Here is a 14859-nt window from a genome sequence, read left to right as displayed (position 1 = left end):
CGCTTCACACCGTCGCCACCACCGCGTACCGCTCGTCGTCCACGGCCTGGCCCCACAGTCCCGCGTCCTGCGACAGCCGTTCCACGCGCGCGTGCTCGGTCAGCGGGGCCAGCAGGGCGGTGAGCCGGTCCGCCGGTATGCCGACCGGGGCGACGCTCCCCCAGACGCCCTCGACCAGCACGAGCCGGCCTCCCGGCCGCAGCAGGTCGCGCCAGTGCCGCAGGGCCCGTGCGGGGTCGGGCAGGGCCCACAGCACATGCCGTACGAGCACGGTGTCGAAGCGCTGCTCGCCGACCGGGGGCGCCGCCGCGTCACCGAGGAGGAACACCGCGTCACGCCCGGCGAGTTTGGCGCGGGCCAGGTCGATCATGGGCCGGGCCAGGTCGACCCCCGTCACCCGGTGGCCCTGTTCGGCGGCGAGGAGCGACAGGCTGCCGGTGCCGCAGCCGAGATCGAGAACGTCACCGCCGCGCTCGGGCAGCCAGGTGCGCAGCCGCCGGGCCCAGGCGGCGCGCACCTCGGGGTCGCGCAGGCCGTGGTCCGGCTCCTCGTCGAAGGCGGGCGCCGCCGCGTCCCAGTCGACGCCGGCCGAAGTCGCTTCGTCACTCTTTTTCGTCATGTGCCCAAGAGTGACACCCACCACTGACACTCGAATCGTGACAGCCGCCACTGACAGATCGGGGGCGATGAGGAACTCTCCCCGAAAGGGTCTACCTCCGTGAGAACGCGGAACCCGGTGGCCCTGAAGGAGGCAGCCATGCGCCGTACCACCGTGCAGAAGCCCCTGAAGAAGACGGACTCCCGCCGGCTCCGCGACGAGGCCGAGGAACGGCCCGCCGGGCGCCCCGAGGTGCGCAAGGACATCGCACGCACCTGGTGGCCGGACGGCTGACGCCCGCCGCCGGGCGCGGTCAGTCCAGCCGCTTGCGGTAGTGGAGGCGGTCGTACGGTCCGTCCGTGCGACGCTCCACGAGCTGGTAGCCGTACCTCGGGTAGATCTTCTGGTTCTCCCACATCATCGCGTTCGTGTAGAGCCTGACCTCGGACAGGCCGAGCGCACGCGCGTGTGCGTCCACGAAGTGCAGCAGCCGCCGCCCGACGCCCTTGCCGTGGGCGTCGGGGTGGACGGCGATGCTGTCGAGGAACAGATGGTCCGCGAACGCCTCGACCACCACCAGACCGACCACGGCGCCGCCGACCGGATCGCCGGTGACGTACACCTTCCCCGCGGCCACGTTCGCCGCGTGGTCCGCCTCCATGGGCAGCGGCACCTGCCCGATGCGCTCGATGTAGTGCGTGTACGCGGCGTCCGTGACGGCTTTCACCGCCGGTACGTCGGCCGCCGTCGCGGGCCGGATCTCCTCGCTCGTCATACCGCGCACGCTACCTACCCGAGCCACCTACCTGAGCTCAGGCTCAGCATGTCCTTAAGGCGACCCTAAAGATCGCCGTCGGCCGCCCCCAGCAGGCGTTTTCACGGTTTCTTGGTCTTGAGGACTCCGGGGCCTGACCGGCGGCTCAGGTCGGACAGGCCCCGGCGGGACGATCCGCGGGTCAGCTCAGGGCGGACGCGCAGGTGGTGCGGGTGGCGTGGGCCGGGTCGAGCGCGTTGGCCACCTCGTGGAAGGCGATCCGGTCGAACAGCCCGATCGCCACATGCTCGGAGAGGTCCAGCGGGCACAGGTCCTGGAGCAGGACGTTGTGCACGTCGGAACCGCTGAGGTACTGGGTGCGCCACGGCGTGACGACCTCGTCGTGCCGGGTGGCGATGACCGTGTAGTGGACGCCGGCGACGGTGTCGCCGCCCGCGTTGAGCCTGGTGAGGAAGTCCGACCCGACGATCTGGTCGGCGAGGCCGGGGGTGGCGGCCGAGAGCAGGTCCTCGGCGCCCGGGAAGTAGGGCAGCAGGTTGGTGAGTCCGTCGAGGGTGGTGCCGTGGTTGCTGGGGGCGAGGCCGACGAGCGCGTTCACCTTGGCGGCTCCGCCGAGGAACTTCAGGTAGTGACGGGGCATCATGCCGCCCTGCGAGTGGCCGACGAGGTCGGCCTTGGCGGCGCCGGTCGCGGTGAGCACCTTGTCGACGAAGACGGAGAGCTCGCGGGCCGAGGTGTCGATGGGGCCGAGTCCGTCGAAGAGCGGGACACCCGGGAGGCGGCCGTAGTCCATGGAGAAGACGCAGTATCCGCGGACCGTCAGGTAGGGGGCGAGGGCCAGCCAGTTGTCGACGGAGTTCCCGAAGGTGCCGGGCACGAGGACGACGGGCCGGGGGTGGGCGGCGGAGGGCTTGCAGCGGTAGTCGTTCCAACCGCTCGACGGGGCGGTCGCGGCGGAGTCGGCGTGGGCGGCGGTGGCGGGGACGGTGGCGGCCGCGGCGGCCAGCAGCAGTGCGGCAAGCGGTCTGAGCACGCGCTTCCAGGGCAGCATCGGGTGATCTCCTTGCGGCTCAAGGGAGGTGCGATGGCCTTACCCTGTGATCCGGATCACGAGGATGCTGTTCATTCGTCAAGTTACGAGCGAGTAGCAGAAGTGTGAAGTTACGCGTCAGTAAAAACTTCCAGTGGTAGTAAGCGGTGTTCGGGGTGACCGATCGTCACGCCGCCAGCGTTCCCGGCTTCACCGCGTCCGGGCCGAACTTCGCCCGCACCTGATCGGCCACCTCCTCGACCCGGCGGACCTTCTCGTCGGCAGGGTCGAAGGTAAGCTGGTAGGAGGCCTGTTCGGCGGGCCCGAGGGCCTCCGCGCGCAGGGCGATCGCACGGACCCGCGCGCGCTGCAGACCGAGCGCCTCGTACAGGCCGTACGCCGTCCTCGTCAGGGCTGCGGAGTGCGCGGTCGGCTCCTTGAGGGTGCGGCTGCGGGTCGTGGAGGAGCGGGAGAGGTCGGCATAGCGCACGGTGAGGGTCAGGGTGCGGCAGACCTTCTCCAGGGCGCGCAGCCGGGCGCCGAGTTCCTCGGCGGCCGAGAGGAGGGCGCGGCGGTGCCGGTCGGGGTCCAACTCGTCCAGGAGGAAGGGGCGTTCGGTGGCAAGGGAGTGGGAGACGGCGTTCGGGACGACCCGGCCGCGGTCGATGCCGTTCACCTTCTCGTACAGGTCCCGGCCCGTCTTCGCGCCGACCAGGCGTTGAAGCGTGGACAGGGGGGCGGCGGCGACCCGGCCGAGGGTGTCGAGGCCGTACTCGCACAGGGTGCGGGCGGTCGCCGTACCGACGCCGGGCAGCGCGGTGACGGGCTTCTCGGCGAGGAACTCCCTCACCTCGCCCTCCGGGACCGCGCAGGTCACCCCGGGCCGGGCGGCCCGCAGCGCCATACGGGCCGTCAGCGGGCCGGGGCCGGCGCCGATCACGCAGTCGACGCCGTACCGCGCGAGCGCCCGCACCCGGATCACCGACGCCAGCTCCACCGCGCTGCGCCCGAAGTACCGTTCGGCGCCCCGCAGATCGGCCAGCGCCCCGTCCGGCGGCAACGCCTCGACGACCGGCGTGAACTCCTCCAGGAGGCCGAGCAGTTCCTCAAACGCCACCTCGCGCAGCGGAGGCAGCCGGAAACGTACACAGAGGATGGTCATCCCGCACTCCCCGGACTCTGGTGCCACAACTTCCGTACGGTCGAAGGCCCTTGCGAGGCCTCCTGTCCCGCGGGCCGCAGATCGGCCCACGGGTGGAGTTCGTATCCGGTGGGCAGACGGATCCGCCTGCCTCCCGTGGGATCACCGGCCTCTTCCGGCTCCGCTGCCGGTGCCCGGTCCGGTGCCCGATCCGGTGCCGGTGCCCGATCCGGCGTGGACGCCTGTGCCGGCTCCGCCAGCCGTGCCGCCACCTCGTCCAGCCCGCCCTCGGCGCGCAGTTCGACGAGTTCGGCGAGGTTCCAGGCGGCGGCGCCCACCACGCTGAGGCTGCGCGGACCGCGCCGCTGCACCACCCCGCGCACCAGCAGCAGCCAGGAGTGGAAGACGGTGTGGGCGCAGGCGTCGTGGGAGTCGTCGAAGAAGGCGAGGTCGACCAGGCCGGTGCCGTCGTCCAGGGTGCTGAAGATGACCCGTTTGCCGGACCGGATCGGCGGGGTCTGGGTGGCCGCCTTGGCGCCCGCGACCAGCACGGTCTCCCCGTGCCGGGCCTCCCGCAGTCGGCGCGCCGAGACCACGCCCAGTTCGTCGAGGAAGGCGCGGTGGTCGTCCATCAGGTTGCGCGAGGCGTCCATGGACAGCACGCCCAGCTCGGCGCTGAGCCGCTCGGCGGAGGACAGGTCGGGCAGTCCGGCGGGGGCCGTCTTCCGCCCACCGGCCAGGGGGAGTTGACCGCCGCCCGCGCCCCGGGCCCCCCGGTGCAGTTCGGTCAAGTGCAGTTGCAGATCACGGCGGTTGGCGCCGAAAGCGTCCAACGCGCCCACCTGGGCGAGCCGCCCGGCCAGCGGGCGACTGGGCCGGGCCCGCTCCCAGAAGTCGAGCAGCGAGGCGTACGGCTGTCCGTCGGCGACCCGCGCCGCCTCGGCCTCGCTGATGCCGTACACGTCGGAGAGGGCCAACCGCAGCCCCCAGACCCCAGATTCAGACACCAGTTCGATGCGGTGGGCGACTCCCGACCGGTTCACGTCCAACGGCAGGATCGGCACCCCGCGCCGCCGCGCGTCCGCCAGCAGCAGTCGCTTCGGGTACATCCCGGGGTCGTGTGTGAGCAGCCCGGCATAGAAGGCGGCCGGGTGGTGCGCCTTCAGCCACGCCGACTGGTACGTCGGGACGGCGAAGGCGACCGCGTGCGCCTTGCAGAAGCCGTAGGAGCCGAAGGCCTCGATGATCTCCCAGGTCCGCCGAATCGTTTCCGCGTCGTACCCGTTCGCCGCCGCGTGCTGTGCGAACCACACCTTGATCCGGCCCTGCGACTCCGGGTCGGACAGCCCGCGCCGCACCCGGTCCGCCTCGCCGCGCCCACAGCCGGTCATGATCGCGACGATGTCGATGATCTGCTCGTGGAAGACGACGACCCCGTAGGTGTCCCGCAGCGGTCCCTCCAGGTCGGGGTGCGGATACCGGATCGGCGCCCGCCCGTGCCGCGCCTCGATGAACGGCCGCACCATGTCGGCGGCGACCGGCCCGGGCCGGAACAGCGAAATGTCGACGACCAGGTCGTGGAAGGTGGCCGGCTGCAACCGCCCCACCAGGTCCCGCTGACCCGGCGACTCGATCTGGAAGCAGCCCAACGTCTCGGTGGACCGGATGAGCCGGTAGGTCGCCGCGTCGCCGCCCTCGACCGCGTCCAGGTCGATCCGCTCCCCCGTCGTCCGCTCCACCTCCGCCACCGCGTGCGCCATCGCCGACTGCATCCGCACGCCCAGCACGTCCAGCTTGAGCAGCCCGAGGTCCTCGACGTCGTCCTTGTCGAACTGCGCCATGGGGAACCCCTCACCGCTGGTCGGCATGACCGGCGTACGGGTCAGGAGCGACGCGTCGGAGAGGAGCACCCCGCACGGGTGCATGGCGACTCCGCGAGGCAGGGCGTCCAGGGACTCGACCAGTTCCCAGAGCCGTCCGTACTTCTCCTTCTCCTCCGCCAGCGCCTTGAGTTCGGGCAGCTCCTCCAGGGCCGCGCGGGCGTCCCGCGCCCGGATGTGCGGGAAGGACTTGGCGACGCGGTCGATCTCGGCGGGATCCATGGACAGGGCCGCGCCCACGTCCCGGATCGCATGGCGGACCCGGTACGTCTCCGGCATCGCCACCGTCGCGACCCGCTCGGTGCCGAAGCGGCCGATGATCGCGCGGTAGACCTCCAGGCGGCGCGCGGACTCCACGTCGATGTCGATGTCGGGCAGCACGACCCGTTCCTTGGACAGGAAGCGCTCCATCAGCAGGCCGTGCTCGACCGGGTCGGCGTGGGCGATGCCGAGGAGATGGTTGACGAGGGAGCCGGCGCCGGAGCCGCGCGCGGCGACCCGGATGCCCATGTCCCGTACGTCGTCGACGACTTGAGCGACCGTCAGGAAGTAGGAGGCGAAGCCGTGGTGGGCGATGATGTCCAGCTCGTGATGCATCCGCTCCCAGTACGTGCGCCGGTCGGCGTAGCCCCGCAGGATCATCCCCGCCGCCGCCCGCGAGGCCAGCGCCCGCTGGGCGGTGCGGCGGCCGGCGCCGACGAGGTGCGGCTCGGGGAAGTGGACGGCGCCCATGCCGAGGTCGTCCTCGGGGTCGACCAGGCACTCGGCGGCCGTCGCCCGGGTCTGCTCCAGCAGGCGGTGGGCGATGTCCCGCCGGAAGCCCGCGGCCTCCACGATCCGCTCCGCCGCCCCGAGCATGGCGTCCGCGCCCTTGAGCCAGGCCTCGCCCGAGTCGAGCTCCTTGGTCGGGTCGATGGGGACCAGCCGGCGGGCGGCGTCCAGGACGTCCGCGACCGGGCCCTGGCCGGGGTCGGCGTACCGGACGGCGTTGCTGAGGACGGGCCGGATCCGCTGTTCGGCGGCGAAGCCGACGGTACGGGCGGCGAGGCGCAGGGAGCCGGGCCCGGTGCCGGTGCGCCCGTGCCAGACGGCCTCCAGGCGCAGGGCGTCGCCGTACACCTCCCGCCAGGGGGCGAGGAGCTTCGCGGCCCGGTCCGGACGGCCCGCGGCGAGCGCGCGGCCGACGTCGGAGGCGGGGCCGAGCAGGACGGTCAGGCCGTCGCCACGGTTGTCGGCCCAGGGCAGCACCGGGATGTCCTCGGTCCGCTGGGCGGCGGTCACGATCCGGCACAGGTCGGCCCAGCCTCGGGCGCCGTCACGGGCGAGGAAGGTGACACGGGGTGTCGACTCGTCGACGAAGGCGCCGCCGCGCACGGGCGTGCGGCGCCGGTCCCGGCGTACGTCGCTGTCCTGCCGCGCGGACCCGTCGGCGGCCGCCAGGTCCACCCCGAACAGCGGACGCACGCCCGCCTTCGCGCAGGCCTTGGCGAAGCGGACCGTGCCGGCGAGGGTGTCGCGGTCGGTGAGGGCGAGGGCGTCCATGCCCCGCTCGAAGGCGCGCTCGGCCAGCCGGTCCGGGTGCGAGGCGCCGTAGCGCAGGGAGAACCCGGAGACGGTGTGCAGATGCGTGAACCCTGGCACACGCACCTCCCGCGATCCCGCTCTCGAACATCAGTTCCTTAAATCCCTCACCCCCACCATAGACCAATTCTCGAACATCTGTACGACAACCGTTCGAACCCCTCTCACCTGCGCAAACGCCGACCGCCTCCACCGGGGCGCAGCGATCGCCGAACGGGGTGAGTGGGGCGTCAGCCGATCTGTGTGCCGGTCGCCGACAGAGCCTCGGTCACCGGTTGGAAGAACGTCTCTCCGCCGGAGGCGCAGTCGCCGCTGCCGCCCGAGGTCAGACCGATGGCGCTGCTGCCCGAGAAGAGCGAGCCACCGCTGTCGCCGGGCTCGGCACAGACGTCGGTCTGGATCAGACCGTTGACGATGTCGCCGTTGCCGTAGTTCACCGTGGCGTCCAGTCCGGTGACCGTGCCCGAGTGGACGTGGGTGGTCGAACCGCTGCGGGTGACCTTCATGCCGACGGTGGCCCCGGCGGCGCCGGTGATCCGCTGGGCCGAGCCGTTGTAGAGGTCGACCTCGCTCGGGTGGTCGACGTCGGCGGTGTACTTGACCAGGCCGTAGTCGTTGCCCGGGAAGCTGGAGACCTCGTTGGCGCCGAGCTGCGCGCCGGAGGAGTCCGACCAGGTGGAGATGGCGGCGGTGCAGTGCCCTGCGGTCAGGAAGTACGGCTCGCCTCCCTTGACCACGTTGAAGCCGAGCGAGCAGCGCCCGCTGCCGCCGGTGATGGCGTCGCCGCCGGCGATGAAGGGTTTGAACTCCCCCTTGGTGCGCTGGAGTTCGGCCACCTTGCCGAGCCCGTCGACGACCTTGGTGAGCTTGGCCCACGCGGCGTCGGAGACGGTGCGGTCGGCTGTCACGACGACCTTGTTGGCGGTCGGGTCGGTCACCACGGCGGTGCCCGGGACGGTCGCGTCCGCCTTGAGCGTCGTACGGGCTCCGGTCAGTTCGGCGAGTGAGTTCTCGACGAGTCTGGCCTCGGCGCCGGCCGCCTCGACGGTCTTCGCGGCGCTCTCGTCGAGGACGTTCACCACGAGGCTCTTGCTCTGGTCGTCGTAGTACGCGCCCGCCGCGTCGACGCCGAGGGCCTCGCCGAGCGTCGAGGCGAGCTTTCCGGCCGCGAGGACCGAGAGGGTGGCGGGCTGCGGTGTCTTCGCAGGTTCGCCGGCGTTCGCAGTCTGGAAGCTGACTCCCGCCACGACGAGCGCGGCGACACCCGCTCCCGCCATGACCGCCCGCCGCCTGGGTATACGTCGGTGCTTCAACTCGCGTCCTCCTGTGGGGGTCGGCCCGGACGGTTGTGGGGACCACGCCGGGCCGGAAGGCTGGTTGGCGGGCGCCCACTCTTCCGAACGGCACAGGGAGCACACAAGGTCGCCTTCGGGACGCGCACAGGGTGAGCACCGCGCGCCCTTCGCGCCTTCACCACCCCGGTGCCACAGAAGGGCCAACAGGAGGGTTGAGGATTCGCACTGCAAATGCTACGTGCGAGTAATCATGCGCGGATGGCCGAGGTCTAGTCCTGACCGGATTTCATCTCCGGTGCGGCCGACCCGGATGCGGGCCTCTCCGTCGCGGGCGTCCCCGGTGCGGGCGGCGCGGGCAGCGGCTGTTGGGCCCGTTCCAGGAACCGCAGCAACTCCACCGGGAACGGCAGTACCAGCGTCGAGTTCTTCTCGGCGGCCACCGCCACCACCGTCTGCAACAGCCTCAGCTGGAGGGCGGCCGGCTGCTCGGACATCTCCTTGGCGGCCTCGGCGAGCTTCTTCGACGCCTGGAGTTCGGCGTCGGCGTTGATGACCCGGGCCCGCCGCTCACGGTCGGCCTCGGCCTGCCGGGCCATGGACCGCTTCATCGTCTCGGGCAGGGAGACGTCCTTGATCTCGACCCGGTCGATGGTCACGCCCCACTCCACCGCCGGGCTGTCGATCATCAACTCCAGTCCCTGGTTGAGCTTTTCGCGGTCGGCGAGCAGATCGTCCAGCTCGCTCTTGCCGATGATGGACCGAAGGGAGGTCTGGGCCATCTGGGAGACCGCGAAGCGGTAGTCCTCCACCCGTACGACCGCCTCGGCCGGCGAGGTCACCTTGAAGTAGACGACGGCGTCCACCCGCACGGTGACGTTGTCCCGGGTGATGCCCTCCTGCCCCGGCACCGGCATCGTGATGATCTGCATGTTGACCTTCCGGAGCCGGTCGACGCCCGGAACGATCAGGGTGAGCCCGGGTCCGCGCACCTCGGGCCGCAGCTTCCCGAGCCGGAAGACCACGCCCCGCTCGTACTGCTTGACGACCCGCGCCGCCGCCATCACGTACACCGCTCCGGCGGACACGAGCGCGACTCCCGCCGCCACCAGTTCCTCGACCATGCCGGCCCCCAAGGGTCCGCAGCACTCGGTGCAGCACTCCGCGCAGCACTCCGCATCACTGCCTGTACTCCGACGGTAACTCCGCCCCACGGACAAGAGCGAGCCCCCGCACGCCGGTTGCGTACGAGGGCTCGCCCCTCAATCGCGAAGCTCATGGAACGAGTGGAACTCGGCAGACGCGCCGGCCGGGACCGTCAGCCGACGCTCACGCCGTAGTAGCTCAGCGCCTCGGTGACCGGCTGGAAGAAGGTCGTGCCGCCGGAGCTGCAGTTGCCGCTGCCGCCGGAGGTCAGACCGTAGGCCACGCTGCCCGCGTACAGCGGGCCGCCGCTGTCGCCGCCCTCGGCGCAGACCGTGGTCTGGATCATGCCGTAGACGACGTCGCCGCCGCCGTAGTTGACGGTGGCGTTCAGGGCGGTGACCCGGCCGCTGTGGGTGCCCGTCGTGGAACCGCGGCGGTAGACCGTGGTGCCGACGCTCGGGGTGGCCGCGCTGGAGATCGTCTGGCTGCCGACCGAGCTCGGGTGGGCCACCGACGAGTTGGTGTACCGCACCAGGGCGAAGTCGTTGGTCGGGAAGCTGTAGCTGACGTTCGTGCCCAGCGTCGAGCTCTGGCCCGAGTTGGAGTACCAGGTGGAGGCGACCTCACCGCAGTGGCCGGCGGTCAGGAAGTAGTAGGTGCTCCCGCTGTGCACGTTGAAGCCGAGCGAGCAGCGGTAGCCGCCGCCGTAGATGGCGTCGCCGCCGGTGATCAGCTTCTTGAACTGGCCCGGGGTGTGCTTGATCGTGAGCGCGCCGGCGTTGCTGCCCGCCCGCTCCTTGATCTTCGCGATCTCGGCCTGCGACACCGTGCTGTCGACGGTGACCACGAGCCGGTTGGTCTTGCTGTCGACGGCCCAGGCGGTGCCGGGGACGTCCGCGTTGAGCACCGAGGTGCCGGCGCTCTTGAGCTGCGCGGTGCTGAAGGTGGCGGTGTCGGCCGCGTTCGCGTTGGGGATCGCGATGGCGGCCGCGGCCACGAGTCCGGTCGCTACGGCGGTCAGCCGGATCCGTCTCGAGATGCCGCTCGTGGGGGTGGTGGGGGTGGTGCGCTTGATCCTCACGTTTCGTTCCCTCCCAGGGGAAGTCGGGGGCCCGTCGTGTGGGGTCGGGGCCCGTGAGGCGCAGCCAGGACCGACATTCGTCCGGATTCCGGACACGCCGTGACCCTGACAAGCGCTGAGGGGGAGTATTCGGCCGAACGGCCGGTCGGCGCAAGGGCGCCTTTCGGCCGTCAGCCCTTGAACGAGCCACGTGAGTTGAGTCCACTCGCCGCCCTCCCGCAGGCCTCTTACAGCCCCTCTTGCCCCAGCTCAGACCGTGGTTGCGCTCTCCTGCCTCGACCACCACGTCACAGGTGTTCCCCGACGACGGGGCGGCACAGCCCAATGCGACGGCAAGGCGCACGGAGGCAGTACAGAAGGTGGACGCCCACCCTCGTGCATCCGTCCGCGTCGGGTGCGCCGGGGCGCACGGCGCCGGATGTCCGGAAGTCGACCGTCCGGATAGCTCTCCGGGCGGGACCGGCGCCGGGACGATCTCGGGCGGCGGCCCGACCTCATGGCGCTCCTCCCACGTACTGGTGGGCGGGCCGGGTCAGCCCCAGGTGCTCGCGGAGCGTGCTGCCCGGGTAGAAGGTGCGGAACAGGCCACGGTGTTGCAGCAGCCCCACCGTGCCGTTGACCAGGCGCTCCAGGTCGCGGCGCGGTTCGACGGGGGTGAGGTGGAAGCCGTCGACGGTGCCGTCCTGGTGCCAGGAGGCGATCAGGTCGGCGAGGTCGACCGGGCCGCCGCGGTAGAGCGGGCCCCGCGCGGTCGGCCGGGGGCCGCCTCCGCCGTGACCGGGTTCGGCGGCGTGCTCGCCGTCGCCGAGGTCGATCAGCAGGCTCGCCAGGACCCGCAGGGAGTCCGGGTCACGCCCGAACCCGGCCGCGTCGGACCGCAGTTGGTCGCGGACCGCCCGGGCCTGCGCGGAGCTCGTCGCGCGCACGAGGGCCACGTCGGCGTGGCGGGCGGCGGTGGACCGCGCGTGTCCCTCGGTGGCGTCGACGACGCGCACCGGGTTCGGCACCTCCCCTGTCTCGGCGTCGTCCTCCCAGCTGCCCCACGACTTCGCGACCGCGTCGGCGACTTCACCGGCCTGGGTCGTCGACACGTCGATCCGCCAGCCGGCCCGGCCCCGGCTGACCCGGTCGAGGGTGGCGATGGTCGCCTGGATGTCGAAGGGCTCGGTGTGGGTGGTGGTCAGCGTGGGCACCAGTCCGACCCGGTGCGTGGCGGGCGCCGCCTGGGCGAGGACGGCCGACGCGTCCGGGCCGGGCCGGGCGAAACTGTCGTCCAGCGTCACGAAGTCGAGCCCGCCGCGCTCGGCGAGCCGCGCCAGCTCGACGTGGGGGCCGATGTCGTGCACCCCGGGCAGGTCGACCGCGGCGGCCAGGTGCAGCAGGCCCCGGCCGCGCGATGAGGTCGACGATGAGGTCATGGGAGAACCCTTTCTGTGACGCTTGGGTGGGGCGCTTCGAAACGAACCTGAGTCGACCGAACGGGACCGGTTCACCCGACGGCGTCGGCGCCCAGGTCCCGCAGGAACACCAGGACGGCCCGCGCGGTGGCGTCGTTCTGCCGGAACGCGGGACCGCCCGTGCGCGGCCGGGTGAAGGCTCCCGGCGTACGACCGTCGGTGTGCGGCCCGAGCGCGAAACGCCGTGGGTGCGGCCGGCCCGCCCGGTCCAGGACCCGCCCGTCGGCACGGTCCACCCGCAGCAGCCCGTCCGCGGTCTCGGCGGCGCCGTCGGTGTGCAGGGCGCGCAGCAGCGGGTCGAGGGCGCGCCGGAGCGTCGGCTCGGGCAGCCGGGCCTCCACCAGCGCCCGCGCCTCGACCGAGAAACCGGGCACGGTCGCCCCGGACGCCCTGAACACCCCGTCCTCGGCGCGTACGGCCATGTCGGCGCCGACGAACTTCAGCACCCCCGCCCGGGACAGCGCGAGCAGCTGCCGCAGCCGGGGTCCGGGCGGCCCGGAGGCGAGGTAGCTGAAGAACCCGTGCCACCAGGACCCGATGTCGCCGAGCCGGACCAGTTGCCCGTAGACGGACAACAACCCGAGGAACACGGCCAGGTCGGGGCTGTACGCGGCATCGTGACGGCGAGCGAGGTCATCCTCGACGTATCCGCGCAGCCCCTCCTGGAATTCCTCGAAGGTCCCGTACGTCACCGCCTCCAACGGCCGGTCGAGCGCGGCCAGGTCGAGGCGGTCCCGCGGGTCGGGCACGGCGGACGCCACCAGCGCCTGGCGCTCGGCCCCCTCGGACGCGGCCGCGTACTTCTCCTCGAAGTCGGTCCAGGCCATCGCGGTCCGTTCGATGTGCATGGTGAACAGCCGGTGGTAGTGGGCGAAGCCCAGCTCCTTCTCCACCAGCGGCCACACGTCCCGCCGGAAGTCGAACCCGCCGGGCCGCGCGAGCAGCCCGTCGATCTCGGCGGGCCCCAGGAACCGGGGCAGCGGCGGCCGCTCCCCCGTCCAGTCGTAGCCGATCTTCGAGTGGTACGGCACTCCGCGCCGCGAGCCGGCGTACAGCACCGGCTCCCGACCCGACGGCACGTATGTGTCCCCCTCGTAGCGTCCGCCGCGTCCCTCGGTGAGCAGCACCATCAGGTCGACGAAGGCGAGCCCGAAGCCGCGCACCAGGACGGGTTCGCCCGGCCGGAGTGCGGACAGGTCGCTGTCGGCGGTGAAGTCGGGCGGGAGATGGACGAGATCGTGCTCGCGCGCGTATGCCGCCAACGCGCGCTGTTCCTCGTCGAGTTCGGCGTCGAGATGGCCGAGGGTGAGGACGACGAGGTCGGCGAGCAGGGGTCTGGGGCGGCCTTCCAGCCACACCTGCTGGCCCCCCTCGCGGGACCCGCTCACCCGCAGGGCGCGCCGTGGGTGGTGATGGACGGCGACGGACGGGGGCAGGGCGGCGACGGCCTGTTCGTGCACCCAGCGCAGATAGGAACCCTGGATCTGCCGGTCGGCGAAGGTGCGCCCGTCGAGGCCGGCCCACTCGTGCAGCGTGGGTCCGGGCCGCACGGGCCCGGCCATCTCCACCGTCTCGTCGGTGAACATGGTGACGTCCTCGGCGTGCGAGTTCATCCACAGCAGCGGCGACTGGGCCGCCCGCCAGATCCGTCCGGCGCCCGGCGGATGCGGGTCGACGAGATGGATGTCGAGGCCCGACCCGGCGTGACCGGCGTACAGCTCGGGCGCGTTGGCGGCGATCCGCTCGATGAGACCGGTCCCCCGCGGCCCGGCCCCGACGATCACGAGAGACCGCCGCGTCGGGGGATTCGAGCGAGTCGGGTGACTCGGGTGAGACGGATGAGTCGGGTCGGTCGGGTGAGTCGCCGGGGGTCGGGTCGGAGGTATGGCAGGGGGCTCGGAAGGCATGCGAAGGCTCCGTGACACGGGTGGGTGCCTTCACCACACGGCAGGAGATACGGCCGAGCCCCTCAGCAGGGCCGTACAGCGAGAGTACGGGGGTGTTTCCCCTCACTGTCAAGGCTGTCCGAACTGTGAGCCATACGTCTCAGCTCAGTTGACGGGTAACCGGAGACCTGTTCCACTTGGCCCATGCATCCGCAGCAGTGGCTGGTCACCCGCTCCCACATCGACTTCGGTCGCGTGTGGTCCTGTTCCTGTTGAGCTGACCCACTGCGCGCCCGGTTTCCGGGCGCCTCTTCGCGTTCCCGCCTCGCCAGTTCCGCCTTCACCCACGCGCCACTCCCGCCTCACCCTCCCCTCATCCTCGCGTCACCACAGCCCGACACCGGGGCGCGGCCCGCGACCCGATCACCCGATCCATCAACGCGCCCAGCACATCCCGCACGGACCCCCGCTCCCGCGCGTCGCACTCCAGCACGGGAACGTCCGCACCGAGCTCCAACGCCTCCCGCACCTCCTCCAGTTCGAACCGTTCGGCCCCGTCGAAGCGGTTCACCGCGAGGACGAACGGCGCGCCGTGGGCCTCGAAGTAGTCGAGCGCGGGGAAACACTCCTCGATGCGCCGGGTGTCCGCGAGGACGACCGTTCCCAGCGCGCCCTCCACCAGGTCGTCCCACAGGAACGAGAAGCGGTCCTGTCCGGGCGTCCCGAACAGATACAGCGCGATGGTCGGATCGAGTCTGATCCGCCCGAAGTCCAGCGCGACGGTGGTCGTCGTCTTGGACTCCACGCCCTCGAGCGAGTCGACACCCACCGACACCTGGGTCATCGCCGCTTCGGTGTCGAGCGGCTCGATCTCGGAGACGGCCCCGATGAAGGTGGTCTTGCCGACCCCGAGGCCGCCGCTCACCACGATCTTCACGGCGAGCGGAACGGTCTTGTCAGAGCGCCCGGGCATGGTCCCTGGTCCTTTCGAG

General features: G+C 71.7%; 12 protein-coding genes. 1 reads left to right on the top strand and 11 read right to left on the bottom strand.

Translation table 11 applies throughout. The features are described 5' to 3' along the window. Positions 1-4: 4 nt before the first annotated feature. On the bottom strand, positions 5-619 hold the full coding sequence (locus B5557_RS35190; RefSeq protein ID WP_079663266.1) for a class I SAM-dependent methyltransferase: 615 nt from the start codon (positions 617-619) through the stop codon (positions 5-7). 138 nt (positions 620-757) lie between these two features. Between B5557_RS35190 and B5557_RS45785 the strand changes: the two genes are divergently transcribed. Beyond that, on the top strand, positions 758-892 hold the full coding sequence (locus B5557_RS45785) for a hypothetical protein (protein WP_099937639.1): 135 nt from the start codon (positions 758-760) through the stop codon (positions 890-892). 19 nt (positions 893-911) lie between these two features. Here the strand turns inward: B5557_RS45785 and B5557_RS35185 are convergent, their stop codons facing one another. The 10 genes from B5557_RS35185 to B5557_RS35140 form a co-directional block, all read right to left on the bottom strand. After that, positions 912-1373, bottom strand: a complete 462-nt coding sequence (locus B5557_RS35185; protein ID WP_079663265.1) for a GNAT family N-acetyltransferase — start codon at positions 1371-1373, stop codon at positions 912-914. A 181-nt stretch (positions 1374-1554) separates the two neighbouring features. Beyond that, positions 1555-2424, bottom strand: coding sequence for an alpha/beta fold hydrolase (locus B5557_RS35180; RefSeq protein ID WP_079663264.1), 870 nt, complete (start codon positions 2422-2424; stop codon positions 1555-1557). Between the two features lie 166 nt (positions 2425-2590). Beyond that, positions 2591-3565, bottom strand: a complete 975-nt coding sequence (locus B5557_RS35175) for a DNA polymerase Y family protein (RefSeq protein ID WP_079663263.1) — start codon at positions 3563-3565, stop codon at positions 2591-2593. Beyond that, on the bottom strand, positions 3562-7065 hold the full coding sequence (locus B5557_RS35170) for a DNA polymerase III subunit alpha (RefSeq protein WP_079663262.1): 3504 nt from the start codon (positions 7063-7065) through the stop codon (positions 3562-3564). Before B5557_RS35170 ends, B5557_RS35175 begins: the two co-directional genes overlap by 4 nt. A 170-nt stretch (positions 7066-7235) precedes the next feature. Further along, positions 7236-8318, bottom strand: a complete 1083-nt coding sequence (locus B5557_RS35165; RefSeq protein ID WP_079663261.1) for a S1 family peptidase — start codon at positions 8316-8318, stop codon at positions 7236-7238. Positions 8319-8569: 251 nt separating this feature from the next. Continuing rightward, positions 8570-9421, bottom strand: coding sequence for a slipin family protein (locus B5557_RS35160; protein ID WP_079663260.1), 852 nt, complete (start codon positions 9419-9421; stop codon positions 8570-8572). A gap of 194 nt (positions 9422-9615) precedes the next feature. Then, positions 9616-10524 carry a S1 family peptidase gene (locus B5557_RS35155; RefSeq protein ID WP_079663259.1) on the bottom strand — a complete coding sequence of 303 codons (909 nt, stop codon included), beginning with the start codon at positions 10522-10524 and terminating at the stop codon, positions 9616-9618. Between the two features lie 494 nt (positions 10525-11018). After that, the gene (locus B5557_RS35150) at positions 11019-11942 is read right to left on the bottom strand and encodes an LLM class flavin-dependent oxidoreductase (protein WP_079663258.1); all 924 of its coding nucleotides are present in this window, start codon (positions 11940-11942) and stop codon (positions 11019-11021) included. A 71-nt stretch (positions 11943-12013) separates the two neighbouring features. After that, the gene (locus B5557_RS35145; RefSeq protein WP_079663257.1) at positions 12014-13765 is read right to left on the bottom strand and encodes an FAD/NAD(P)-binding protein; all 1752 of its coding nucleotides are present in this window, start codon (positions 13763-13765) and stop codon (positions 12014-12016) included. A 475-nt stretch (positions 13766-14240) separates the two neighbouring features. Beyond that, entirely contained in the window at positions 14241-14840 is a 600-nt protein-coding gene (locus B5557_RS35140) for a GTP-binding protein (RefSeq protein ID WP_079663256.1), read from the bottom strand. Between the last annotated feature and the right edge of the window lie 19 nt (positions 14841-14859).

The sequence above is a fragment of the Streptomyces sp. 3214.6 genome, assembly GCF_900129855.1.
GTDB lineage: Bacteria > Actinomycetota > Actinomycetes > Streptomycetales > Streptomycetaceae > Streptomyces > Streptomyces soliscabiei.
The sequence above is the reverse complement of the archived record's forward strand: the minus strand, read 5'-3'. Positions and strand labels throughout refer to the sequence as shown.

Excerpts from the sequence above, each read along its gene's own strand:
- B5557_RS35190 (WP_079663266.1), bottom strand. The coding sequence starts at position 619 with ATGACGAAAAAGAGTGACGAAGCGACTTCGGCCGGCGTCGACTGGGAC.
- B5557_RS45785 (WP_099937639.1), top strand. The coding sequence starts at position 758 with ATGCGCCGTACCACCGTGCAGAAGCCCCTGAAGAAGACGGACTCCCGC.
- B5557_RS35185 (WP_079663265.1), bottom strand. The coding sequence starts at position 1,373 with ATGACGAGCGAGGAGATCCGGCCCGCGACGGCGGCCGACGTACCGGCG.
- B5557_RS35180 (WP_079663264.1), bottom strand. The coding sequence starts at position 2,424 with ATGCTGCCCTGGAAGCGCGTGCTCAGACCGCTTGCCGCACTGCTGCTG.
- B5557_RS35175 (WP_079663263.1), bottom strand. The coding sequence starts at position 3,565 with ATGACCATCCTCTGTGTACGTTTCCGGCTGCCTCCGCTGCGCGAGGTG.
- B5557_RS35160 (WP_079663260.1), bottom strand. The coding sequence starts at position 9,421 with ATGGTCGAGGAACTGGTGGCGGCGGGAGTCGCGCTCGTGTCCGCCGGA.
- B5557_RS35150 (WP_079663258.1), bottom strand. The coding sequence starts at position 11,942 with ATGACCTCATCGTCGACCTCATCGCGCGGCCGGGGCCTGCTGCACCTG.
- B5557_RS35140 (WP_079663256.1), bottom strand. The coding sequence starts at position 14,840 with ATGCCCGGGCGCTCTGACAAGACCGTTCCGCTCGCCGTGAAGATCGTG.